Source organism: Pseudoflavonifractor phocaeensis, from assembly GCF_021531815.1.
Taxonomy (GTDB): Bacteria; Bacillota; Clostridia; order Oscillospirales; family Oscillospiraceae; genus Lawsonibacter; species Lawsonibacter phocaeensis_A.
Genome location: NZ_JADYUM010000009.1, coordinates 92,303 through 117,114 on the forward strand (window position 1 = coordinate 92,303; position 24,812 = coordinate 117,114).

Annotated in this window: 20 protein-coding genes; 16 read left to right on the forward strand and 4 right to left on the reverse strand. The window is 61.2% G+C overall.

Going from position 1 to position 24,812, the window contains the following annotated elements; translation table 11 throughout:
* Position 1: 1 nt before the first annotated feature.
* The 3 genes from I6E42_RS07575 to I6E42_RS07585 all read right to left on the reverse strand — a co-directional run bounded on the left by I6E42_RS07575 (position 2) and on the right by I6E42_RS07585 (position 4,564).
* Entirely contained in the window at positions 2-1,216 is a 1,215-nt protein-coding gene (locus I6E42_RS07575) for an aconitase X catalytic domain-containing protein (RefSeq protein ID WP_235371314.1), read from the reverse strand.
* 311 nt (positions 1,217-1,527) lie between these two features.
* On the reverse strand, positions 1,528-2,760 hold the full coding sequence (locus tag I6E42_RS07580) for a nickel pincer cofactor-dependent isomerase, group 22 (protein ID WP_235371315.1): 1,233 nt from the start codon (positions 2,758-2,760) through the stop codon (positions 1,528-1,530).
* A 139-nt stretch (positions 2,761-2,899) separates the two neighbouring features.
* The gene (locus I6E42_RS07585; RefSeq protein ID WP_235371316.1) at positions 2,900-4,564 is read right to left on the reverse strand and encodes a sigma-54 interaction domain-containing protein; all 1,665 of its coding nucleotides are present in this window, start codon (positions 4,562-4,564) and stop codon (positions 2,900-2,902) included.
* A 321-nt stretch (positions 4,565-4,885) separates the two neighbouring features.
* On the opposite strand from I6E42_RS07585, the gene I6E42_RS07590 reads away from it, so the two are divergent.
* From I6E42_RS07590 to rpoN, 3 genes are all read left to right on the forward strand, one after another.
* Entirely contained in the window at positions 4,886-6,505 is a 1,620-nt protein-coding gene (locus tag I6E42_RS07590; RefSeq protein WP_235371317.1) for a BCCT family transporter, read from the forward strand.
* A 143-nt stretch (positions 6,506-6,648) separates the two neighbouring features.
* Positions 6,649-8,181 (forward strand): HAL/PAL/TAL family ammonia-lyase, encoded by a 1,533-nt coding sequence (locus I6E42_RS07595; protein WP_235371318.1) that lies wholly within the window; start codon positions 6,649-6,651, stop codon positions 8,179-8,181.
* A gap of 386 nt (positions 8,182-8,567) precedes the next feature.
* Positions 8,568-9,926, forward strand: coding sequence for an RNA polymerase factor sigma-54 (gene rpoN, locus I6E42_RS07600; protein ID WP_235371319.1), 1,359 nt, complete (start codon positions 8,568-8,570; stop codon positions 9,924-9,926).
* A gap of 133 nt (positions 9,927-10,059) precedes the next feature.
* Here the strand turns inward: rpoN and I6E42_RS07605 are convergent, their stop codons facing one another.
* Positions 10,060-11,073, reverse strand: a complete 1,014-nt coding sequence (locus I6E42_RS07605) for a LacI family DNA-binding transcriptional regulator (RefSeq protein WP_235371320.1) — start codon at positions 11,071-11,073, stop codon at positions 10,060-10,062.
* Between the two features lie 219 nt (positions 11,074-11,292).
* On the opposite strand from I6E42_RS07605, the gene I6E42_RS07610 reads away from it, so the two are divergent.
* The 13 genes from I6E42_RS07610 to I6E42_RS07670 form a co-directional block, all read left to right on the forward strand.
* Positions 11,293-12,081 (forward strand): HpcH/HpaI aldolase family protein, encoded by a 789-nt coding sequence (locus tag I6E42_RS07610; RefSeq protein WP_235371321.1) that lies wholly within the window; start codon positions 11,293-11,295, stop codon positions 12,079-12,081.
* A gap of 48 nt (positions 12,082-12,129) precedes the next feature.
* A complete protein-coding gene (locus I6E42_RS07615; RefSeq protein ID WP_235371322.1) occupies positions 12,130-12,912 on the forward strand; it encodes an HpcH/HpaI aldolase family protein in 783 nt (260 codons plus the stop codon).
* Positions 12,913-12,934: 22 nt separating this feature from the next.
* Positions 12,935-13,468, forward strand: a complete 534-nt coding sequence (locus I6E42_RS07620; RefSeq protein WP_235371323.1) for a TRAP transporter small permease — start codon at positions 12,935-12,937, stop codon at positions 13,466-13,468.
* Positions 13,465-14,739 (forward strand): TRAP transporter large permease, encoded by a 1,275-nt coding sequence (locus I6E42_RS07625; RefSeq protein ID WP_235371324.1) that lies wholly within the window; start codon positions 13,465-13,467, stop codon positions 14,737-14,739. Before I6E42_RS07620 ends, I6E42_RS07625 begins: the two co-directional genes overlap by 4 nt.
* An 80-nt stretch (positions 14,740-14,819) precedes the next feature.
* Complete coding sequence (gene dctP, locus I6E42_RS07630) at positions 14,820-15,842, forward strand: TRAP transporter substrate-binding protein DctP (protein ID WP_235371325.1); 1,023 nt, start codon at positions 14,820-14,822, stop codon at positions 15,840-15,842.
* 239 nt (positions 15,843-16,081) lie between these two features.
* The gene (locus tag I6E42_RS07635) at positions 16,082-17,674 is read left to right on the forward strand and encodes a xylulokinase (RefSeq protein WP_235371326.1); all 1,593 of its coding nucleotides are present in this window, start codon (positions 16,082-16,084) and stop codon (positions 17,672-17,674) included.
* A gap of 11 nt (positions 17,675-17,685) precedes the next feature.
* Positions 17,686-18,375, forward strand: coding sequence for an L-ribulose-5-phosphate 4-epimerase (gene araD / locus I6E42_RS07640; RefSeq protein WP_328284090.1), 690 nt, complete (start codon positions 17,686-17,688; stop codon positions 18,373-18,375).
* Between the two features lie 109 nt (positions 18,376-18,484).
* Positions 18,485-19,348: a DegV family protein gene (locus I6E42_RS07645; RefSeq protein ID WP_235371327.1), complete on the forward strand. Its 864-nt coding sequence runs from the start codon at positions 18,485-18,487 to the stop codon at positions 19,346-19,348.
* 145 nt (positions 19,349-19,493) lie between these two features.
* Positions 19,494-20,654 (forward strand): sporulation integral membrane protein YtvI, encoded by a 1,161-nt coding sequence (gene ytvI, locus I6E42_RS07650; protein ID WP_235371328.1) that lies wholly within the window; start codon positions 19,494-19,496, stop codon positions 20,652-20,654.
* A gap of 140 nt (positions 20,655-20,794) precedes the next feature.
* Positions 20,795-22,147 (forward strand): S1C family serine protease, encoded by a 1,353-nt coding sequence (locus I6E42_RS07655; RefSeq protein ID WP_235371329.1) that lies wholly within the window; start codon positions 20,795-20,797, stop codon positions 22,145-22,147.
* Between the two features lie 286 nt (positions 22,148-22,433).
* Positions 22,434-23,612 (forward strand): DEAD/DEAH box helicase, encoded by a 1,179-nt coding sequence (locus I6E42_RS07660; RefSeq protein WP_235371330.1) that lies wholly within the window; start codon positions 22,434-22,436, stop codon positions 23,610-23,612.
* A gap of 123 nt (positions 23,613-23,735) precedes the next feature.
* The gene (locus tag I6E42_RS07665; protein ID WP_235371331.1) at positions 23,736-23,945 is read left to right on the forward strand and encodes a PspC domain-containing protein; all 210 of its coding nucleotides are present in this window, start codon (positions 23,736-23,738) and stop codon (positions 23,943-23,945) included.
* Positions 23,946-24,190: 245 nt separating this feature from the next.
* Positions 24,191-24,812: GNAT family N-acetyltransferase (locus I6E42_RS07670; protein ID WP_235371332.1), on the forward strand; the 622-nt coding region annotated here is incomplete at its 3' end.

Genomic DNA, 24,812 nt, shown 5'->3' on the forward strand with positions numbered 1-24,812 from the left:
GTTATTTCACCTCTCCAGTCAGAGCGGCCTCGATGCAGGTGTCCAGGTCGCGAATCACAAAGTTGATGCCGCGGCGGCGGGGATAGTAGGCGCACTTGGGGGACTCAGTGATGCCCACCTTGCCCTTCAGGTAGTGCCAGCAGGGCTGATCGGGGCAGGTGTCGGGGATGATCTCGGCGCCGGCGGCGGTCAGAATGTCGGTGATGCCCATGCGGTCGGCCATCTGGCGGCCGTGGCTGGAGACCAGGATGTACATGGGGATGGCCAGCTTCTTGCCCTCAATGTGGCGGGCGATGTACATGGCCTCCTCCAGGGTGAAGTGGGGGCAGCCGAACATGGCGAAGTCCACCTTGCCGTCGTGCATCTCGTCGCTGAACTTCTCCTCAAAGTCCTTCAGGTCCTTGTCGGTGATGACCACCTCGCGCTTGGGCTTGTTGCCGCCCAGAGCAGCCTCCAGGGTGGGGGCCTCGGGGGTGAAGCCCACGATGTGGTACATGCCGTAAGCGCCGGAGGTGTTCAGCTGGGCACCCAGGTTGCGCAGGGCCTCGGGGGTGATGACCTTGGGCAGGCCGGTGAAGACGGGGATGCCCTCGCCGATCTTGTCGCCCATCATGCCCAGCAGGTGGTACTCATAGTCGGACTTCATGTTGGCTTCCACGTGGACCAGAATGTCGCCCTTCCGGTTCTCATCCAGCAGCAGGCCGTACTCAGGCACGCAGCCGGTGATGGCGGCGCACAGGGCGCTGTTGGCGCTCTCGCGGTTGGAGCGGGCGCCCCAGACGGCGTTCACATAGGGGGTGGCGCTGGACTCGGAGAAGGCACAGACCTCACCGAAGTTGGGGACGTTGGTGGCGATGTAGGGGGTGCAGTTGTAGGACAGAACGGCACCCAGTGTGCGGTAAGCGTCGTTAGTGCGCTGCATGTGCTCGGCGGAAGGACCGTCCACGGGGTGGGCGCACTCACCGGTGAAGTGGCCCAGGCAGAAGCCGGGGTTGACGGTGGGGGCGACGCGGCACTTGGCACCGGCCTTGACCAGCTTCTCCGCGAACCACAGGTCGCCGGCCTGGTTGCTCAGGGCCACGTGGGCCCGCTTGATGGGGACCATGCGGGGGGCGTCGAAGCACTCGCCGATGCCAACCTGGATCTTCATGGCGTAGGCAGCGCCTTCGCCATACTTGCCGTCCAGCATAGCCTTTTGTTCGTCATTTAAAATCACTGTTTGTTCCTCCTTTTAAAACTGATCGTTCCATATATCAACTTTTCGGGGACCCACAAAACAAGATGTCCGCGGCTGCGGGACACAGGCTGTATACAAGCCCGGCGGAAAAATACGCCCCCGCCGGGACGCGCCACAGCAGAGCGGTGCTCCGGCGCTTTGACGCTGCATCAGCTTGGGAAAGCGGCAGGGGGAAAAGGGAAACTCCGCCCATTCAAAGGGAAAACGCGGCGGAGTTGGTATGCTTCCCGGCCGGCGCCGGTGGGGAACCGGCCGGGAAACGGGAGAAAAGAGAAGGAAAACGGATTTCGTCAGTCGGCCAGGCTGAGTCTGGGATCGGCCTCCACGTCGGAGAGCAGGGCCTGGGAGACTTCGATGTACTCCAGGTGCAGGGTGTTCTGGATGCGGATAATCTTGGGATCGTCCCGGTCGATGCCCCGGCAGCATTTCAGCGCCACCCGGACAGCGGTGTCCTCGTCCTCCACGGTGCAGGGAATGTTGGCGTCGCCCAGGCAGTTGCAGGCGATGGCGTTGGCGTACATCGCCTCCAGGTCCAATTGGTCGGCCACCTTGCGGGTGATGACGTCGAACAGCCCCACGCCGATGCCGTTTCCGTGGCTGGCCGGGGTCACGTCGGTGAGCACCAGGCGCTGATACTTGGGAATGTGGAGCACAAAGGTCTTCAGCACAGAGCTGCGGCCCAGAATGTTGGGGTCGAAGCCGGCCCCGGATACGTCCTTACCGATCTCCTTGCAGACGATAACGTCGGCCTCCGGGAGCAGGATGCAGGGCATGTTCCCCCGGGCGATCTGGACCAGTTCCTTTTCCCGGGCGATGAAGCGGCTGGCGGGTACGGCTTCCACCTGGAAGGTCTGGTCATAAGCGTTCTCCAGGATGGCTACGCCAAAGCCGATGGGCGCTTTTTCCAGGATCAGGGAAGCGGTCTCTTCAATGATATGCGCGAACTGCTCCGGATTTTCCTCGTGGACGGCGGAACAGCCCTTGTGGTTGCCCAACCCAATGACCAGCATTTTGCAAAGGCCGCTCTGAAGGGGACCCACAAAGTCGGTGTGGAGCTTGACCCGGTTGATGGGGACCACCAGATCGGCCTCAAAGGCGGCGCGGTCAAACCAGACCGGACGTCCGTTGGCGCAGTCTCCCAGATGGACGGTGTCCACGGTGGTCACCACGGGGACCCCCAGGTTTTCTTCCGTGATCCCATAGCCGGCCAGCACTTCCCGCTGGCCCTCCTCGGTGCCGTTTCCGTGGCTGCCCATGGCGGAGACAATGAAGGGCTGGGCGCCCATGGCCTTCAGGGACTGGACCACAGTCTCCACGATGGTATAGAGGTTGCGGATCCCCCGGCTGCCCACGGCCACGGCGACCTTGGCACCCGGCTTCACCAGCTGGCGGATCTCCGGCTTTTCCAGCTCTGACCGGGTGGCGCCGGCTACGTCCTCCAGCTTGCGGTCGTCAAATTGCTGGCGTACGCGGTACATTCTGGGGAGCGGACGTTCCATATCTACGGGAAGCAGAATAGGCATGATGATCACTTCCTTACGCAAATCAGACTGAACATGTATCATAGGCTGTATACAGGTGGATTGTACTACGGAGAACTTTGCATGTCAATAGGAAAACGGGTGGGGACGGAAAAAAATAAATTGAAAAGCCGGACGGAGTTTACAAAACGATGCCGTATTTCCGGATGCGGTACTGTAGGCTCTGGCGCAGGATGCCCAGGGTCTCGGCGGTGCGGGAGATGTTGTAGCCGCAGTGCTCCAGGGCCTGGAGGAGGATCTGGTGCTCATAATCGTCCAGCAGGCTTTGGAGGGTGGCGGTGGAAAAGTCGATGGCCGGGGGAGCGCTGGCGGCGGCGGGGACCGGAGCCGCGGCGCGGTGTTTCAGCAGGTAGGAGGGCAGATGCTCGGGGCGCATGGTGTCGGAGTCGGCCACGTTCTGGGCGTAGTCCAGCACATGGAACAGCTCCCGGACATTGCCGGGCCAGTTGTAGGCCCGCAGGATGGCGTAGACCTGGGGGTCCACCGCGGTGATGGCGTGGACGTACTGGTAGGCGGTGGCGTTCAGATGATATTGGACCAGCTCCTCCAGGTCCTCCAGATGCTCCCGCAGGGGGGGCAGCTCCAGCATGACCGTGGACAGGCGGTAGAACAGGTCCCGGCGGAACTGGTTGTCGGCGATGGAGCGGAAGGGGTCCTGGTTACAGGAGGAGATGATACGAACGTCCAGCTTCAGGTCCTTGCTGCCGCCCACCCGGCGGAAGCTGTTCTCCTGGATGACCCGGAGGATCTTGGACTGCATCCCCAGGCTCATGGAGTTCAGTTCGTCCAAAAACAGGGTGCCGCCGCTGGCTTCCTCGAAATAGCCTGCCTTGTTCTCACTGCCGGTGAAGCTGCCCTTCTGGGTGCCGAAGAGCAGGCTCTCGATCAGGGTTTCGGGAATGGCGGCGCAGTTGATGGCCAGAAATTTCTTGCCCCGGCGGGAACTGGCCTGATGGATGCTCTGGGCGAAGATCTCCTTGCCGGTGCCCGTCTCGCCCACCAGCAGGATGGAGCTGTCCTGGGGGGCCACCTTCCGGGCGATGGCCACGATCTCCCGGAGCTTGGGGCTGTGTCCGATGACGTTGTCAAAGGTGTAGCCGGAGAAGGTGACCTGGGGCGCCCGGGAGTCATAAGTCTGCAGCGCCCGAAGGGTCTCCTCCAGCCGCTTGATATTCTTCCGTACGATCTCCTCCGTCTGGTCAAAGCTCACTGTGCCCAACAGTTCGCCGCCGCGCAAAATGGGGTAGGAGGTATTGGCGGTAGCAATGGGAGTATCATCGCTGGTCTTGAAATGGTCCACCCGGTTGATGACCGGAGAGCGGGTGCGAAGCGCGGTCATGGTGGTGCTGATGTTCTCATCCAGGTTGTACAGGTCCAGCAGATGCCGTCCCCGGGGATCAACCCCGCTGGGAATATAGGATATCTGACGGGTGACCTTGTTGAAGTAGACGACACAGGCGTTTTTGTCGTAGATCTGCACGCCCTCGGAGACTTGGTCCAACGCACGGGCAAAAAGATAGGGGCTGAGGTCTTCACGGGCCAGGAACAGGTAAGTCTGATTGTCCGGGGCGGGGAGAATCCGGAAGAAGAAGGTGTCCTTATCCCAGAGAAAGGAGCCGGAATCCGCTCCGTCAGGAAGGGGAAATACGGAACTGGCCTTCCGGCGGCGGGAAACCCAGCTGTCAAATAAGAGGTGGTAGAGTTCTTCGGATTCTTCGTTGCCCCAAGCTACGTTCTGAAAACGGCCATCGGAGTCCAGGGTGAACAGGATATCGTAAAATTGCATGGGATCGCTCCCCTCTAATGAATGTATTGCAATCAGTGTAGCAGAATTCATGTTTAAAATCAATCTTTGTGCAAAACAATTTTGCTGAATGCAAAATTGTTTTGCGATGAAAGAGAGAGAAATGGGGAAACCACGGATTTTGTGCGGCACAAAACGTTTCTCCCGAGTGGCGGCAGACGCAATTTTTCGACGCAACTTGACAAATCAAAAGAAAAAATAAAAAATCGAAAAATTTTTTAAAGTTGGCCCGAAGCTTGCTTATATTAAAAGATCGTAGGGCGGGGAACCTGATTCAATACTTGTAATAGGAGATGTAAACTTATGAAAAGCGAGAAAATTACAATCCGCAAACCCGTATTTATTACGATGGCGCTTTTGTATATCGCGATCATCGTGCTGGGCCTTGTGGCCCCGGAGTGGTTCGCCACGGGTGAATCCTTCATCGTGGAATTTACCTGTCTGAATTTCGGCGCTCTCTATGACCTGCTGACCCTGGGCCTGGTGGCATTCTGTGTCTGGGTCATGTTTTCCAAGAAAGTCGGCGATATCCGTATCGGCGGCCAGGACGCCAAGCCTATCATGAGCAAATGGAACTGGTTTGTCATCTCCCTGTGCGGCGGCATTGCTACCGGTATCGTGTTCTGGAGCATTGCCGAGCCCATCACCCACTTCATGGAAGGCATCCCCGGCTTCGCCAACCTCTACGCCCCCGGCACCGAGCAGGGCGCCATGCTGGCTCTGGCCACCACCTACCTCCACTGGGGCATCTCTGAGTACGCTTACTACTGTGTGGCCGGCATCGCCATTGGCGTGGCCGTCTACAACATGAAGCTCCCCTACCGCGTCAGCGCCTGCCTGTACCCCATCCTGGGCAAGAAGGCCATGGGCGTCATCGGCACCATTGTTGATATCCTCTGCGTCTTTGGTCTGGCCGGCGGCGTTTCCGCCTCCCTGTGTGAGGGCGCGCTCCAGCTGGGCGCCGGCATCGGCATCCTCACCGGTGTGACTCCGGGCCGCTTTGTCTGGATCGTGATCCTGGTGGCCGTGGTCATCACCTTCCTGATCTCCAGCTACACCGGCATCGGCAAGGGCGTCCGCTTCCTGTCCGACAAGAACGCCAAGCTGTACATTGGCCTGATGGCCTTCGTGCTGCTGTTTGGCCCCACCTCCTACATCCTGAACAACGCCACCCAGGCCTTCGGTTTCCACATCGAGCACTTCTTCACCCAGTCCACCTACCTGTCCGGCTTTGACGGCGAGATGTGGCCCACCTGGTGGACCATCAACTACTGGAGCTGGATGATCGCCTACGCCCCCCTGATGGGTATTTTCCTGGCCAAGGTGGCCCGTGGCCGTACCCTGCGTGAGTTCACCATCTACAACTTCCTGCTGCCCGGCCTGTTCGGCATCATCTGGTTCGGCATCTTCGGCTCCTCCTCCATCTTCTACGAGATCAACAACGGCGGCATCTACCAGAGCATGATGGATCTGGGCACCGAGTCCGCGGTGTTCGCTTTCTTTGAGAACATGCCCCTGTCCAAGGTCCTGGACGTGGTCTTCCTGTTCACCGCCTTCCTGTCCATCGTTACTCTGTGTGACTCCATGACCACTACCATCTCCTCTCTGTCCATCAACGCCAAGAACGCCGCCACCGCCGAGCCCCCCGCCAAGATCAAGATCTTCTGGGGCATCACCGTCTCTCTGGTCTGCTTCGTCAACCTGGCCACTTCCAGCACCGTGGGCGCGGTCAGCGGTATCGACGCCACCAAGCAGCTGGCCATCGCCACCGCCTTCCCCCTGTTGATTGTCATGATCCTGATGCTCATCAGCGGCGTGCTCATGCTGAAGAACTACCACAAGTATGACACCGTGGACCATCCCGAGAATTCCGTGGTGGACAAGGACCTGATCTGCGACTTTGACGAAGACGCCATTATGTAATCCCTCCTGACAGTTTACCTTTCTCTTTTCCCGGCTCCGGATGGGCAGGCGGTTTTCCGGAGTTTCCGCCCCCTTCCGGGACCGGGTATATACTGGAACTCCCCCGTCTTTTGCGGCAAAGCTGGAGGTACGAATAAAATATCATGAATACGATCAAAAAAATCCTGTTGGGTCCCCCCATCACGCTGGAGGAGTTTGTGGCGGTAGCCCGGTTCGGCTCCAAAGTGGAGTTTTCTCCCACCTACTGTGAGCGGGTGGACCGCTCCCGTACCTTGGTGGAGCGCTGGGTGGCGGAAGAACGGGTAATGTACGGCGTCACCACCGGCTTTGGGGCCCTGTGCACCAAGGCAATCGACAAGGAGGAGACCGCCCAGCTCCAGGAGAACATCATTCTGTCCCACTCCGTCTCCGTGGGAGAACCTCTCAGCGTCGAGCGGGTCCGGGGCATCATGCTCATGATCCTGCAGAACCTGGGCCAGGGGTACAGCGGCGTGCGGCTGTGTGTGCTGGAGCGGTACCGGGACTTCCTGAACCTGGGGCTGACCCCCTGGACACCCGGAGACGGCAGCGTCGGCTATCTGTCCCCCGAGGCCCATATGGCCCTGGTCCTGCTGGGTAAGGGCAAGGCCTACTACCAGGGGGAACTGTTGGAGGGCGGCGAGGCCCTGAAACGGGCCGGACTGGAGCCCATGGCCCTCAGTTCCAAGGAGGGGCTGGCCCTGGTGTCCGGTACCACCTCCGCCACCGCCATGGCGGCGCTGGCCCTGTACGACCTGGAGAAGGCCGCCAAGTCCGCCGACATTGTGGGCGCGCTGTCCCTGGAGGCTCTGAAGGGCGTGATGAACGCCTTTGATCCCCGGGTCATGTCCGTCCGTCCCCACAAGAATCAGGGGGAGACGGCGGAGAATGTCCGCCGCATCTTGAGCGACTCCGGCATTATCGCCAAGTATCAGGGCAGCCGGGTCCAGGACGCCCTGTCCCTGCGGTGCATCCCCCAGCTCCACGGCGCCGCGAAAAAGACCCTGTCTGACGCCCGGACCACCATTGAGATCGAGATGAACTCCTGCTGTGACAACCCCATCCTGTGGCCGGAGGAGGACTGCCAGGATGTGATCTCCGCCTGTAATGCCGACTCCTCCTACGTGGGCATGGAGATGGACAGCGCCTGTATCGCCGCCGTAGGTCTGGCCAAGATGTCCGAGCGGCGGAACAACCGCCTCATTGACGAGTCCCTGTCCGGCTACCCCTGGTTCTGCATCAAGGAGCCCGGACTGAACTCCGGCCTGATGATCCCCCAGTACACCCAGGCCGGCCTGCTCAATGAGATGCGGATGCTGGCCACCCCCTCCACCATTGACAACACCCCCACCTGCGGCAACCAGGAGGACTATGTGGCCATGGGCTACAACGCCTGCAAGAAGGCCGGCACCATGGCGGAAAAGCTGGAGTACGTGCTGGCCATTGAGCTGCTGTCCGCCTACCAGTCCCAGCAGTTTGTGGACCCGGAGGTGGAGCGCAGCTCCGCCACCGCCGCCGTCCTGGAGGAGATCGGCCGCCACGTGCCCGTCATGGAGCGGGACATGCCCCTCTACCCCCACATCCAGTACCTGAAGGAACTGATCCACTCCGGAGAGCTGATCCGGGTGACGGAGTCTGTCACGGGGCCGCTGAACTGACCGGAAGGACGTTCTGCCGCCGTGGAACCATAAAACTTTCAAACTCTCTGCGAAAAGCGGGCCGCGCCAATCGGCGCGGCCTGAGGCTGTCGAAAAGTCTTTTCGACAGCCTCAGCAAATTTGGAAACATTAAAAAATGTTTCCAAATTTGTACTGATTGAAAAGAAAGAGAACCCTGACGGTTCCCTTTCAAACTATTCTTCCCTCCGAACCCTTGAAGAATCAGGGCTTATCGACAAGCTGGGGCCGCGCCAATCGGCGCGGCCTTTTCATTTTATATGAGCTTTGCCAGCCCCTGAAGCGGAAGATAGAAGAAGACGGAGACAGCTTGAAGAATCGGGACAGATTTGGTATAATCGACCTGATTTGACAAGGGGGAAAGGGTCATGGAACTGATACAGAGCCAGATACAGCGACTCAGCCAGCAGCAGCTGCAAAGCGTGGAGCTGCTCCAGATGAGCGCCCAGGAACTGGAGGCATACCTCCGGGAGCTGTCCCAGGAGAACCCGGTGGTGGAACTGGAGGAGTCCTCCCCTGCCCCCGTTCAGGAGTCTCCCCGGGAGGAGGAACTGCTGCGCCGCCTGCGCTGGCTGGAGGACAATGACCGCCAGAACCGTTACTACCAGCATGTGGACGAGGACGAGATGGACCCCATGGCCCGGGTGGGCGGAGCGGGGGGACTGGAGGAGACGCTGATCCGCTTTCTGTCCCGGCAGCTGGACCGGATGGACCTGGGGCAGGAGCTGGACCGGGCGGTGCGGTACCTGGCCGCCTGCCTGGATGGGGACGGCTATCTCCGCTTCCCCCTGGAGGAACTGGCCGGTCAGACCGGAGCCCCGCTGGAGAGGATGAGAGATGCCCTGGCTGTGCTCCAGAGCCTGGAGCCCGCGGGGGTGGGGGCGGCCAACCTGTCCCAGTGCCTGGAGCTGCAGCTGCTGCGCATCGGGGAGGAGGGACCGGCCCTGGCTATCGTCCGGGACCACCTGGAGGCCCTGGCCAAGCGCCACTACCGGGCCATCGCCTCTGCCCTGGGGATCACCCAGGAGGAGGTCCGTCAGGCGGAGCGGGTCATCCGGGAGCTGGAGCCCCGTCCCGGCGCCGTGTTTGACCAGCCGGAGCAGGTGGCCTATATCCTGCCTGACGTCTTTGTCACGGAGGAGGAGGGGCAGTTCGTGGCCCGGACCCGGGGAGGAGAGCGTCCGCCCTTCCGCATCAGCGGCTACTACCGGGACCTGCTGGCCCATTCCAAGGAACGGGAGGTACGGGAGTACCTCTCCGGAAAACTCCGACAGGCGGAGGGCGTGCTATGGGCCATTGGCCAGCGTGAGAGCACCCTCCTGCGCTGCGCCCAGTCCATCGCACGGCACCAACAGGACTTTTTCCGCTTCGGCCCCCAGGCCCTGGTCCCCATGCGGATGGCCGACGTGGCCCAGGAGCTGGGAGTGCATGAGTCAACCGTCAGCCGGACCATCCGGGAGAAATACCTCCAGTGTACCCGTGGCGTGTATCCCATGAACTACTTTTTCTCCCGCAGCGCAACGGCGGACCAGTCAGGGACGGTGGGTGGCACCGCCGCCCGGGCGCTGCTGAAGCAGCTGCTGGACCGGGAGGACAAGAGCCGTCCCCTGTCCGACCAGAAGCTGTGTGAAGAAATGGAGCGGCATGGCTGCCCCATCTCCCGGCGCACTGTGGCCAAGTACCGGGAGGAGATGAACATCCCCAGCGCCTCGGGACGCAAACAGTGACCTCCGGTGAGAAAGCAATAACGGAACCATAAAACAACGCCCGGGATCGGCAGATCCCGGGCGTTGTTTTGCGCATATCCGGCCGGAGCCTGCGCCATGGGCGCGGATGCGCAGGGTAAACGTTCCCGCGGCCTCAGTCCGGCTGGTCGCGCAGGTTCAAAACGCTTCTGCGCTGGATCAGCTGGGGGACCAGAAGGACATGGTGCTTGTTGGCGGTGGGGCTGTCCAGCCGCTGCATCAGCGTGCTCACCGCGGTCTGGCCCATGGAGTAGGGGTCGTACCGCACGGTGGAGAGACACAGGCCGGACTCGTCGATATAGGGCGAGTCGTCGAAACAGAGAATACTCAGATCCTGAGGGATCCGGAAGCCGTATTCATGGATGGAGTTGACGATGCCCACGGCGATCTGGCAGTCCGCTACGAAAAGGGCGGTGTAGGGCATTCCCTCCTGGACCAGCTCGTTGGCGAACTGGCGGCCCCGCTCGATGCTGGATTCGCCGTAGTAGATCTTGTAGTGGTACGGGGCGGGGTTCAGGTCCTTCAGCGCCGCCGCGAAGCCCTGGACGCGGTCGGCCTGGGGGGTGGATTCCTTATAGCTGGCCACATGGGCGATCTTGGTGTGGCCGTTTTCGATGAGGCAGCTGGCGGCGATATATCCGCCCATGTAGTTGTCGATGCACACCACGTCGGTCTCCACGGAGTGGATATAGCGGTTGACGAAGACCACGGGTATTTTGGCGTTTTGGAGCAACGCGGAGAGGGTGGGCCGGTCCATGGCGGTGACCAGGATGACGCCCAGGTAGTTGTTGGCCTCCGCGAACCGGATCTGCTCCTCCTCCACCGGGGAGTCGTAGTTGCTGTTGCACACCACCGCCAAAATACCCAGGCCGGACAGCCGGTCGCAGATACCCTTGATGATCTGGGAAAAGAAATAGTTGGAGATATCGCCGGCGATCACGAGAACGTATTTGTTCTTTTTCCTGGCCGCGTCCGGCAGGCAGGCGATGGGAGGGAGCCCCAGGCTGGCCATGGCGTTTTGAATCTTAGCCAGAGTCCGGGGAGAGACGTTGGCGCTCTGGGTGAATGCGCGGGATACGGTCGCCCGGGATACCCCGGCCTTTTCTGCGATCTTCTTTTGGTCTACCATCTGTTTTGCCTCCCAGTCGTGTGGTGCTGTATGATTTGCCTGACTCCATTCTAGCAAGAAATTCGCCGGGATTCAAATAAAGATTTCATAAAATTTGAAATTGATGAAAAATATTTTTGAAATTATGAAATCGCATTGAAAACCAGGGGGACAAAATTTATACTTATTGTACAAGTTATCTAATGCTGGTTCTCTGGTAACACAGCGAGGGAGTTTGCAATGAACAACATTTCCAAGATCAGAGAAAGACTGGAGCGCGGGGCCCTGTGCTTCGGAACCCACTGCTCCACCACCGACGCGGATTTTTATGAGATGTGCGGCCTGCTGGGCTATGACTACATCTGGATCGACAACGAGCACGCGGGCATGACCCAGCCCATGATCAAAAACGCCATCATCGCCACCAACGGGGGCGGATGCGCCGCCTTTGTCCGGGTGCCGGACCACGAGATGGCCCACATCAAGCCCGTCATCGAGTGCGGGCCCGACGGGGTCATCTTCCCCATGGTGAATACTGCGGAAGAAGCGGCAAAGTGCGTCTCCATCTGTACGTATCCCCCCAGGGGCATCCGTGGGTTCGGTCCCCTGCGGGCCATCGACTACGGCATGAAGAACTTTGACGAGTACGTGGCCACGGTGGACAAGAGCTTTCTGAAGATCATGCAGTGCGAGCACGTGGAAGCGGTGAAGAATCTGGACGAGATCCTGGAGGTCCCCGGGGTGGACGCCATTATCTGCGGCCCCATGGACCTGTCCGCCTCGGCGGGGAAGCTGGGCCGGTTCGCGGACCCCGTGATGCGGGAGCTGATGCAGGTCATCATCGACAAGTGCAAGGCCCACCACAAGCCCTTCGGCCTGTCCTTCGGCGGGGTAGATATGGACCTGATCAAATTCTGGATCGAACAGGGAGCCAGCCTGCTGTCCCTGGGCACCCCCCAGGACTACTTCCGGGAGATGAGCAAGGATATTGTCCGGCAGGCCCGGGAGATCGAAGCCCAGCGCCCCTGACCCGGAGGGGAACGGACAGGAGCAATTTTTCAACGCAGGTGATCAAACATGAACAACATTTCCAAGATCAGAGAAAGACTGGAGCGCGGGGCCCTGTGCTTCGGGACCCACTGCTCCACCACCGACGCGGATTTTTATGAGATGTGCGGCCTGCTGGGCTATGACTACATCTGGATCGACAACGAGCACGCGGGCATGACCCAGCCCATGATCAAAAACGCCATCATCGCCACCAACGGGGGCGGATGCGCCGCCTTCGTCCGGGTGCCGGACCACGAGATGGCCCACATCAAGCCCGTCATCGAGTGCGGGCCCGACGGGGTCATCTTCCCCATGGTGAATACTGCGGAAGAAGCGGCAAAGTGCGTCTCCATCTGTACGTATCCCCCCAGGGGCATCCGTGGGTTCGGTCCCCTGCGGGCCATCGACTACGGCATGAAGAACTTTGACGAGTACGTGGCCACGGTGGACAAGAGCTTTCTGAAGATCATGCAGTGCGAGCACGCAGAGGCGGTGAAGAATCTGGACGAGATCCTGGAGGTCCCCGGGGTGGACGCCATTATCTGCGGCCCCATGGACCTGTCCGCCTCTGTGGGCAAGATGGGCAAGTACTTTGACCCGGAGGTCCTTGAACTGATGCAGGCCATCATCGACAAGTGCAAGGCCCACCACAAGCCCTTCGGCCTGTCCATCGGCGTGGATATGAAGCTGATCAAGTTCTGGCTGGATCAGGGCGCCAGCTTCCTGTCCATGGGCACGCCTCAGGACTACTTCCGGGAGATGAGCAAGGACGTTATCGGCCAGGCCCGCGCCATCGAGGCGCAGCGGTGAGGACACATCGGAGGTGATCACATTGCGGGAAAACAGTTTGTTCCTCGGAAAGATCGTTCCCACAGTCAGAAAGTACACGGAGACGGCCATCGACTGGCTCTCGGTGATCCTGCTCAGCGGGATCTTCATTCTGGGCATCGCCCAGGTGTTCTGGAGATGGGTGCTGAACGACCCCATTGTCTGGTCGGAGGAACTGATCCAGCTGACCTATGTGTGGATCTGCTATCTGGGCTGGACCATCGCGGAGCGGAAGGACTCCCACATCCGGATCACCGCGGTGTGCAACATGCTCCCCCGGAACGCCCAGAAGTGGCTCCAGATCTTCAACCACATTTTGTGCATCGTGTTCTCGGTACTGATGGTCTATTTCGGCATCAAGCTGGTGGGCGTGGGCGCCAAGCGCACCGCCGTCTCCATCGCCCTGAACTATGCCATCGTATACACCATGGGCCCCATCTGCAACTTTGTGATCATCTGTTACGAGATCGCGGGCCTGATCGAGTGCTTTACCAAGGGACCCAGAGACTACCGGGATAAAGGAGGGGACGAGGAATGACCATTGTACTGATTTTGTTCGTGGTGCTGCTGTTCACCGGCCTGCCCCTGTTCGTCAACCTGGGTCTGACCTCCTTCCTGTACATGTTTCTGACCGGTAACAATCCCATGATCGCGGTCCAGCGGATCACCCAGGCCTCCAACTCCTTCACCATGATCGCTGCCCCCTTCTTTATCCTGATGGGCAACCTGATGAACACCGGCGGCGTGACCAGAAAGATGTTCCGCTTTGCCAACGTCATCGTGGGCACCATCCCCGGCGGCATGGGACATGCCAATATCCTCTGCTCCGCCCTGTTCGCGGGCATGAGTGGAACGGCCGTGGCGGATGCCGGCGGCCTGGGCAACATCGAGATCGAGGCCATGCGGGATGTGGGCTATGACGACGACTTCTCCTGCGCCGTCACCGCGGCTTCCTCCGTGCTGGGCCCCATTATTCCCCCCTCCCTCCCCATGGTCATCCTGTGTGTCACCGTGGGCGCGTCCGTGGGCCGGTGCTTTGTGGGCGGTGTGCTCCCCGGCATCCTGATGGCCGGCGCCATGTGTGCCCTGGTGGCCTTTTACGCCCACAAGCGCCACTACCCCAGAAATGAAAAGCCTACGCTGGGGATCATCTGGGGCGCGTTCAAGGACGCGTTCCTGGCCCTGATGGCTCCGGTCATCCTCTTCGCCGCCATCTACACCGGCGTGGTGACCACCACCGAGGCCGCCATCATCGCCGCCCTGTACTCCATGATCATCGGCCTGTTCGGCTACCGGGACCTGAAGCTGAAGGACATTCCCAAGATCATGCTGGCCACCTGCGAGACCACCGGCGTGGTCCTCTCCATCGTGATGACGGCCAACATCTTCGGCTATATCCTCACCGTGGCCCAGATCCCCCAGATGATCACCACCGTGCTCACCGGCATCCAGAATAAGTTCCTGTTCCTGCTGGTCATCAATCTCTTCCTGCTGTTCGTGGGCTGCTTCATGGAGGGCACCGCCGCCATCCTGATCCTGGGTCCCATTCTGATCCCGGCCATGGAGGCCATGGGCGTGTCCGAGACCCAGGCGTGTCTGATCATGCTGCTGAACCTGATGATCGGCGTGGTGACCCCACCGGTGGGCGTGGTCCTCTACGTTACGTCCAACGTGGCCAAGGTGTCGGCCAACCGGGTCATCAGGGCCACCATGCCCTTCCTAATCCCGCTGTTTATCGTTTTGCTGATCGTGACTTATGTTCCGGCGGTCACCAACTGGCTGCCCAACCTGCTGTACGGCGCGCTGTAACGCCCGGACGCTTCTTCATTCAGGCAGTACCCGGCCCGCCAGGCCGAGACTGAATACAAAAATTCAATGGAGGGACTAAAATGAAAAAGTTACTGGCATTCACTCTGGCTGTGTGCATGAGTCTGTCTCTTGCCGCCTGCGGCCAGAAATCTGCTCCCGCCAGCTCCGGCGGCGCAGCGTCCGCCTCCGCTTCCACCGGCGCGGCTTCCGAGCCCAAGAAGGAAGTTGTGGAACTGAAGTGGGGCTCCGTGCACCCTGAGACCCAGGTGGTCACCCAGATGATGATGCGGGCCATCGAGGAAATCAACGCCAACGCCGAGGGAATCCATATTACCGGCTACCCCAACGGTGTTCTGGGCGGCTCCTCCGATCTGGTGGAGGGCGTTCAGGAGGGCATGGTGGACATCATCACCGAGGGCCCCGCCCAGTTCGCTTCCTGGATCCCCAAGGCTGCCCAGGTGGAGGCTCCCTTCCTGTGGCAGAGCGTGGAGCACATGCAGAAGGCTCTGAACGGCGGCTACAAGGATACCCTGAACGAGCTGTTTGAGGACATCGACGTCCGTATCCTGGGCTCCTTCTACTACGGCACCCGCCAGCTGACCACCAACAAGCCCGTCACCACCCTGGCCGACCTGAAGGGCATGAAGATCCGTGTCCCCCAGAGCGACCTGTACATCAAGATGATCGAGTCCTGGGGCGCTTCCGCCACTCCCATGAACATCAATGAGCTGTACATGGCCCTGCAGACCGGCACCGTGGACGGCCAGGAGAACCCCCTGACCACCTACGAGAGCTACAAGTTCTATGAAGTCGTGAAGAACGTCACCCTGACCAACCACATCATCTGCCCCAACATGATCTTCATGAACGGCGACGTGTGGAATTCCCTGTCTGACCACGACAAGGAAGTGGTCCAGAACGCCATCAACAGCGCCGTCGCCTGGCAGGATGAGCAGATCCTCACCGCCGAGCAGACTCTGGCCGACGATCTGAAGCAGTACGGCGTGGAGGTCTATACTCCCGACGAGACCATCCGTGAGGCCACCATCCCCTACATCAAGCCCAATATCGAGGATTGGGACTACATCCAGTCTCTGGCCTGATCTGCCGGCGCGGAAAAGACGCCATGAACATTCATATCTGCCGGGTGCGAAAGCGCCCGGCAGATATGCTACCCTCAGGAGCCAAAGGGCAATACGGGCCTCAGGGTGCCGGCGCCGCCGGAAGGCGTGTTGCCCTTTGTCCGCTGAGGGTATCTGCCAGCAACACCGCGGGGCGGACCTGTGAACGCCGTTGACGATGACCGGCGGTCCCTGCCGGAACGACACAGAGGAGAATGAAGATGACTTTTGATACGCAAACCGCCCTGGAACTGGAACAGACCGTGCTTGGCATCGAGCTGGGCTCCACCCGGATCAAAGCCGTCCTTCTGGACCGAAAGCATGTCCCCATCGCCTCGGGGGGCTATGAGTGGGAAAACCAGCTGGTGGACGGCCTGTGGACCTATTCCATGGAGGCGGTCCATACCGGGATCCGGGCCTGCTTCGCGGAACTGAAAAAGAACGTGGAGGAGACATTCGGCGTGCCGCTGTCCACCGTGGGCGGGATCGGTGTCTCCGGCATGATGCACGGCTACCTGCCCTTTGACCGGGCGGGAAAGCAGCTGGCGGAGTTCCGCACCTGGCGAAACACCGTCACCGGCCCCGCGGCCAAGGAACTCACGGAGCTGTTCGGGTTCAACATCCCCCAGCGCTGGTCTGTCGCCCACCTGTATCAGGCCATGCTGAACGGGGAGGAGCACGTCAGGGACATCGGCTTCCTGACTACCCTGGCGGGCTATATCCACTGGAAGCTCACGGGCCAAAAGGTCCTGGGCATAGGCGAAGCCTCCGGCATGTTCCCCATCGACAGCGGCACCCTGGATTACGACGGGGAGATGGTCCGTAAATTCGACCTCCATGTCCGGGACAGAAACCTGAACTGGAAGCTGCTGGATATTCTGCCCAAGGTGCTCCCCGCGGGCAGCACCGCCGGGGTTCTGACGGAGGAGGGCGCCCGCTTCCTGGACCCCACCGGGACCCTGCGGCCCGGGATCCCCTGCGCGCCGCCGGAGGGGGACGCGGGCACCGGCATGGCGGCCACCAACTCCGTCCGAGTCCACACGGGCAACGTCTCCGCCGGGACCTCCGACTTCGCCATGCTGGTGGCGGACCACATGCCCGGCGTTCACCGGGAGGTGGACATGGTCACCACCCCCGCCGGCCTGCCCGTGGCCATGGTCCACTGCAATAACTGCACCTCCGACATCAACGCCTGGGTGGGCCTGTTTTCCCAGTTTGCCGACGCCATCGGAGCGCCCCGGGACAAGGAAGAGCTGTTCACCCTGCTCTTTCAAAAAGCCCTGGAGGGGGACGCGGACTGCGGCGGGCTGCTCAGCTATAACTACTTCTCCGGGGAGGGCGTGACGGACCTGGACGAGGGCCGGCCCGTCTTTGCCCGGGAGCAGAACTGCAGCTTTACCCTGGCCAACTTCATGCGCACCCACCTGATGTCCGCCCTGGCCACCCTGAAGATCGGCCTGGATATTCTGACGGCCCAGGAGCAGCTCCCCGTGGAGCGGCTCTATGGACACGGCGGCTTTTTCAAGACCCCCGGCGTGGGGCAGCGGATCCTGTCCGCCGCCGTGGGCGCCCCGGTTTCCGTGATGGAGACGGCGGGGGAGGGCGGCCCCTACGGCATGGCTCTGCTGACGGCCTATATGCTCTGGCGGCGGGAGGACGAGGGGCTGGAGGATTATCTGGACCACAAGGTCTTTGCCCAGGCCAGATCCTCCACCCTCCAGGCGGACCAGGCCGACATTGACGGCTTTCAGGCCTTTCTGGAGCGGTACAAGAGAGCCTTTGACGTGGAGCGTGCCGCCATCCGGACCATGTGAGAGGGAACGATATGCTGGAAGAGTTGAAACAACAAGTTTTGGAGGCCAACCTGCTGCTGCCCAAATACCAGCTGGTGACCTTCACCTGGGGCAACGTCTCGGGGATCGACCGGGAGCGGGGCCTGGTGGTCATCAAGCCCTCCGGCGTCCCCTATGAGGGCATGACGGCGGAGGACATGGTGGTGGTGGACCTGGAGGGCCGGGTGGCGGAGGGCAAGTGGAGGCCCTCCAGCGACACGGCCACCCACCTGGAGCTGTACAAAGCTTTCCCGGCCTGCGGCGGCGTGGTCCATACCCACTCCCGCTGGGCTACCACCTTCGCCCAGGCGGGCCGGGGCATCCCGGCCATGGGCACCACCCAGGGAGATTACTTCTACGGGGCCATCCCCTGTACCCGCCCCATGACCGGGGAGGAGATCCGGGGGGAGTATGAAGAGGAGACCGGAAAGGTCATCGTGGAGACCTTCCGGGGCAAGGACCCGGCGGCCATTCCAGGGGTCCTGGTCTTCAGCCACGGCCCCTTCGCCTGGGGCAAGGACCCGCTGGAGGCGGTCCACAACGCCGTAGTCATGGAGGAAGTGGCCTTCATGGACTGGCACGCCATGGTCCTGAATCCGGAATTGGGTCCCATGCAGCAGACCCTGCTGGACAAACACTATCTGAGAAAACACGGGGAAAATGCCTACTACGGGCAGAACTGACATATTCTGTAGGATTTCTGAACAGGCAGACGGATTGACAAAACGGCGCTTTTTTGCCATAATAATGCCATATCTGTGACGGGGCACGCCCCGGACAAAGGAGGCCGCTATGGCTCACATCAAATTTACCACCGATTCCGCCGCCGACATCCCCGCCGCCCTGCGGGAGGAGTTGGGTATCCAGGTTCTGCCCTTTCCCATCGCCATGGGGGACAGGGAACTGGCCGACGGCGTTGATTTTACCCCCCAGGAGTTTTACGAGATGCTGCTCGCGGCGCCCCAGATCCCCACCCACGCCCAGCTGAATCCCTATGTGTTCACCCAGTGCTTTGAGGCGGCGTGGCAGGAGGGGTACACCGACCTGATCCACACCTCCATCAACTCCAAGGGCTCCGCTACTTACGGAAACGCCCTCCAGGCCCGGGAGGAGTTCTATGAGGACCACCCTGAAGCCAAGGAGACCTTTCATATCCATATCATCGACTCCCACAACTACACCATGAGCTACGGCTGGCCGGTGGTGGAGGGGGCCCGGATGGCTGCCGCCGGAAAGGATGCGGAGGAGATCACGGCCTACATCCAGGATTGGGTGGACCGGGCACGGGTGATCTTCGCCCCCCTGGACCTGCGCTTCGCCAAAAAGTCCGGGCGGATCTCCGCCGCCGCCGCCTTCATGGGGGAGGCCCTGGGCCTGAAGCCCATCATGACCTTTGCCGGCGGCGAGTCCAAGATCCTCTCTAAGGTGCGTGGGGAGAAGAATGTCATCTCCACCCTGGTGGACCTGTGCCGGAAGGAGCGCCGGGCCGACAGCCCCCTGCTGCTGATCCGGGCGGGAAACAGCGAGCAGGCGGACAAGCTGGCCCAGGCCTGCCGCCAGGAACTGGGCAAGGAGCCCGACATGTCCTATTACATCGGCGGCGTCATCGCCATCAACGCCGGTCCCAACCTGGTGGGCCTGCTGTACTGGGCCTGAATCACATCTTACCTCCGTCCGGAAGGATCCCTTCCGGGCGGTTCTTTTTTCTTTAAGAGGAGGGACCATCCAAGTTTTACATTTTATTCATGCTTTTTGTGGTAATGTGGGATAGGATACTGAAAAAACAAAGGCGATGAATGTGATGAGACCTGGACAATTGACCTGGCGGGAGCGGGGCTGGCTGTGGGCCCGGCTGGGGATCCGGCTGGTCCTGACGGTGCTGGCCCTTCTGCTGATCGTCCGCCTGGGGCCGCCGCTGCTGTCCCTGTTCGTGCCCTTCGTGGCCGCCCTGGTGGTGGCGATCCTGCTCAACCCCATGGTCAAGTGGCTCCAGCGGCGGATCGGCTGGTCCCGGCAGACCCTGGCCCTGCTCCTTCTGGTGCTGATCTTCGGCCTGGCGGGAGCGGCGGTGGGCCTGCTGGCCTACGCCGTGGGCAACGAGGTGGCCATGCTGGTCCAGAACTGGGACGGCCTGCTGGCCGGCTTCCAGACTGCCCTGGACCAGACGGAGGAGCTGCTCTCCCGGCTGTGGACCCTGGTGCCGCCCCAGCTGAAGGAGTCCTTCCAGTCGGTGTTGGATGGCCTGGTGGACTGGCTGGGCACCGCCACCCCCGCCCTGCTCAACGGAGTGCTGGACTATACCAAGGACAAGGCCATGGGGGTGCCCTCCTTTGTGGTGGCCCTGGTCATTTTCCTTATGGCCTCCTACTTCCTGACGGCGGACTACCCCTATCTGCGTACCCGGGCCATCCAGAATATGGACGAGGGTCTGCTCCGCTTTCTGGGCCAGATGCGGGCCGTGGCCCTGGGGGCCTTCGGCGGCTATCTGAAGGCGGAGGTGCTGCTGTCGGTGGGGGTGTTCTTCATTCTGCTGGGGGGATTTTTTGTGATCCGGCAGCCCTATGCTTTACTGCTGGCCCTGGGGCTGGCGGTACTGGATTTCATCCCCATCGTGGGCTCGGGGACCGTCATGGTGCCCTGGGCGGTCATCGCCCTGTTCACCCGGGATTTCCGTTCCGCCATCGAGATCATGGTGATCTGGGGGGTGGTGGCCATGTTCCGCCGGGTGATGGAGCCTAAGTTCGTGGGGGACCAGACGGGGCTGTCCCCCATCCTCTCCCTGGTGAGCATCTATGTGGGCATGAAGCTGGCGGGGGTGCTGGGCATGATCCTGGGGCCCATTTTGGCCCTGGTGGCGCTCAACCTGGCCGGGATGGGCATGTTCCGGGGCCTGCGCGCCGACCTGACCGCGGCCGCCGAGGACATTGCCGCCATTTTGTCCCAGCGGATCGAACGGCTCTGAGGTCAAAGAAAGTTTCGGGAATGTTTAAAAAGAAATCCCATTTTCTTCATGCTTTCTTCATAATTCCACGCTATGATAGGCACAGTTCAAAAGAAGAACAAAAAAGTATGAAGGATATATTTTGAAGGGAGCACACGATTATGAGCGACTTCAATTTCTATAACAGCGAGAACGACGGTTACCGGGGCGGCTTCGGCGATTACACCGACCCTATCCCCACCAGCGGCGGCCCTGTGGGCCCGGAGAGCACTCCTCCCAAGAAGAAGGGAAACGCCAAGCGTATCGCGGCCCTGGTGCTGGTCTGTGCCCTGGTGGGCGGCGGCGCCGGGGTGGGGAGCGCGGCCCTGTACGGCAAGCTGACCCAGCCGGAGAGCAGCACCACCATCTATGAGGAGGAGCGGCCCCAGGTCCAGACCGTGGTCAACACCAACAAGGGCCAGCCCATGACCCCCGAGGCGCTGTACGCCGCCAACCTGCCCTCCTGCGTGGGCATCACCGTCTCCACCACGTCGGTGAACATCTTCGGCCAGACCACCACCTCCGCCGCCTCCGGCTCCGGTTTCGTGCTGACCCAGGACGGCTACATCGTCACCAACTACCACGTCATTGAGGACGCCGCCAACGACAACTCCGTGGACATCCGGGTGACCTTCGCCAACGGGGACAAGTACACCGCCAAGCTGGTGGGGGGTGAGAAGGACAACGACGTGGCTGTCCTGAAGATCGAGGCCGCCGGCCTGACCCCCGTCACCCTGGGCGACAGCGAAAAGCTGGTGGTGGGTGAGAACGTCTACACCATCGGCAACCCCCTGGGCGAGCTGACCTATTCCCTCACCAACGGCATTATCTCCGCTCTGGACCGGCTGATCTCCACCGGGGACAACGTGACCCTGAACATGCTCCAGACCAACTGCGACATCAACCCGGGCAACTCCGGCGGCCCCCTCTTTGACAGCTACGGCAACGTCATCGGCATCACCACCGCCAAGTATACCCAGTCCTCCTCCGGCGTCTCCGCCGAAGGCCTGGGCTTCGCCATCCCCATCAACGACGTGAAGGACATCATCGCCGACCTGATCGAGCACGGCTATGTCACCGGCAAGCCCTACATGGGCGTCCAGGTCAACACCGTTTCCTCTGAGGCCCAGCGCTACGGCATCCCCGCCGGCGCCGCCGTGGAATATGTGGCCGAGGGCTCCTGCGCCCAGAAGGCGGGCCTTCAGGCGGGCGACATCATCACCGCCATCGATGACACCGCCATTGACTCCCCCTCCGCCCTCACCGCCGCCCTGTCCAGCAACTACAAAGCCGGCGACACCGCCACTCTGACGGTCATCCGCTCCCAGCAGGAGATGAAGCTGACCATCACCTTCGACGAGAAGAACGCCGAGACCGAGGCCAACAACCAGATCCAACAGAACACCCAGCAGGAACAGCAGCAGAGCCAGAACGGCTACTACTACCAGTGGCCCTTTGAAAATTTCCATTGGTAAATAAAACGGACCCGCCCGCAGCCCATGTGGCCGCGGGCGGTTTTTTGCACAAAATGACATCTTTCCCGGCGGGGGGATGGACAAACGGGGAAAATACAGTATAATATAGAACGTTATCATCAAACAGTTGGAAAGAAACCTGTTTTTTCCAATTTGCTGACTGTATGAGGCGGCCAAAGCCGTCTCTTGATTCGGGGCCGCGCCGGAAAAGGGCGTTGAGACATCGTTTGTTTGGGAGGCCTTGGATCGAAGAAAACGAGATTCATAAGGAAGGAACGACAAAACGATGGAGATCAACGGACAGACAGTAAACGACACGGTGGAGTATGCCCAGCTGGGCCTCTCCCCGGAGCTGATGCGGGCCATTGAGAAGAAGGGCTACGTCCAGGCTACCCCCGTCCAGGCGGGAGCCATCCCCTACTTCATGGAGTGGAAGGACGTCATTGCCAAGGCCCCCACGGGCACGGGCAAGACCTTTGCCTTCGGCATCCCCATGGTGGAGCACATCGACCCGGAGAACGGGGAGGTCCAGGCCCTGGTGCTGGCCCCCACCCGGGAGCTGGCCATCCAGATCCAGGATGAGCTGCGGGACCTGTGCGCTTTCAAGGAGGGCGTGCGGGTGGTGTGCCTCTACGGCGGCCAGCCTATCGACAAGCAGATCACCCAGCTGAAGAAGGCGCCCCAGATCGTGGTGGCCACCCCCGGCCGGCTCATGGACCACATGAAGCGGCGCACCGTCCGGCTGGACAAGGTGCAGACCGTGGTGCTGGACGAGGCCGACCGGATGCTGGACATGGGCTTTGTCCGGGACGTGACCCATATCCTGGACAAGATGCCCAAGCGGCGCAATCTGGGTATGTTCTCCGCCACCATCTCCCGGGAGGTGCTGGACATCTCCTGGGTGTACCAGCGGGACCCGGTGGAGATCACCGTCCCCGCCGACCAGGAGAACCGCCCCGACATCGCCCAGTACCGCCTGGACGTGGAGCGCAACGAGAAGGCGGACACCATGGCCCGGCTGCTGGACATGGGGGACTACGAGCGGGTCATCGCCTTCTGCAACACCAAGAACATGACGGACCGGCTGGCCGGGCTGCTGGGGATGCGGGGCATCTCCTGCCAGGCCATCCACGGCGACATCCAGCAGTCTGCCCGGGAAAAGACCCTGAAAAAGTTCCGGGACGGCCAGATCCGGGTGCTGGTGGCCACCGACGTGGCCGCCCGGGGCCTGGACATCGACGACGTGGACGCGGTGTTCAACTACGACGTCCCCGACGAAAACGAGTATTATATCCACCGCATCGGACGGACCGGCCGGGCCAAGCGCCACGGCGTGGCCTTCTCCCTGGTGTCTTCCGTCACGGAGAGCATCCGTCTGGATGAGATCAAGAAGATCACCGGCAGCGACATCCGGACGGTCCGCTTCAACGAGCGGGGCGACCTGGTGGCCACGGTGGAACAATAAGGAGCGCCCCTCGGGTTTTATTGTTTTTTAATCTTTTCCCTATGGATTTTTTAGCCTGCCGGGCGTATCCTGTATCCAGAGGAACAAATTTGACCTTACATTTTGGAATAGGAGAGGATCTGTATGGAAAAAAAGAGATTGTACCGCACCGAGGGCAACTGTAAAATGATCTGCGGCGTCTGCGGCGGGCTGGCGGAGTACTTCGACATCGACCCCACCCTGGTCCGGGTGGCCTGGGTCATCGCGGCCTTCCTGGGCTCCGTGGGCTTCTGGGCCTATCTGATCTGTGCCATCATTATGCCCAAGAAGAGCGACGTGTACCCCGGCTGCTGAGGCAGAGTGAAAAGCTGAACCCAGGGCGGGCGGGGACCACGGTCCCCGCCCGCCCTGTTTCCATGCCCGGGATGCAGTTCAAAACCTTGTCAAACTGGAGCACGGAAACAGGGGTGAAAGGAAGAATCTAGCCGGTAAACCGGAATTCGAAAAAGCTTTCTCCCCTGTGGGGAAAGCCGTGTAATCGCAAAACTTCAGTTTATCAGCGCCTGTCCATCGGATGAACTGTATAAGGAGGAATATTTATGGTGACCGTCCGCCCCTCTGTCCCCGCCGACATCCCCGCCCAGCGGGAGCTGTGGAAGCTGGCCTTCGGGGACCCGGAGCCCTATATCGACAATTTTTACAGCACCTACTACCGCCCGGAACGGGTGCTGGTGCTGGAGGAGGAGGGCGTGGTCCGGTCCATGACCGCCTGGTTCGACACCACCTTTGTGGTCCCCGGCCAGGGGGAGTACCGGGCGGCCTATTTATACGCCGTGGCGACCCACCCCGACTGCCGGGGCAAGGGCCTGGCGGGCAAGCTGCTGGCGGGGGCGGACGATTATTTCCGATCCCTGGGCATCCCCGCCGTCACCACGGTGCCTGCCGAGCCCTCCCTCCATAACTTTTTCGGAGCCAACGGCTTCCGGGAGTGTTTCAGGCTTTTTGATGGCAAGCTGTCCCCCCAGGAGCTGCCCGCCCCGGCGGGGGAGCCGGTGCTGCGGCCCCTGCCCCCGGGGGAGTACGGGGCCCTGCGGGAAAAACTGCTGGCGGGCACGGCCCACATCGCCTATCCGGAGGACGCCCTGGCTTACCAGGCGGGGTGCTGCCGCCTGTCCGGGGGCGGGCTGTTCGGGGGAGAGACCCCGGAGGGGGCCGTCTGCC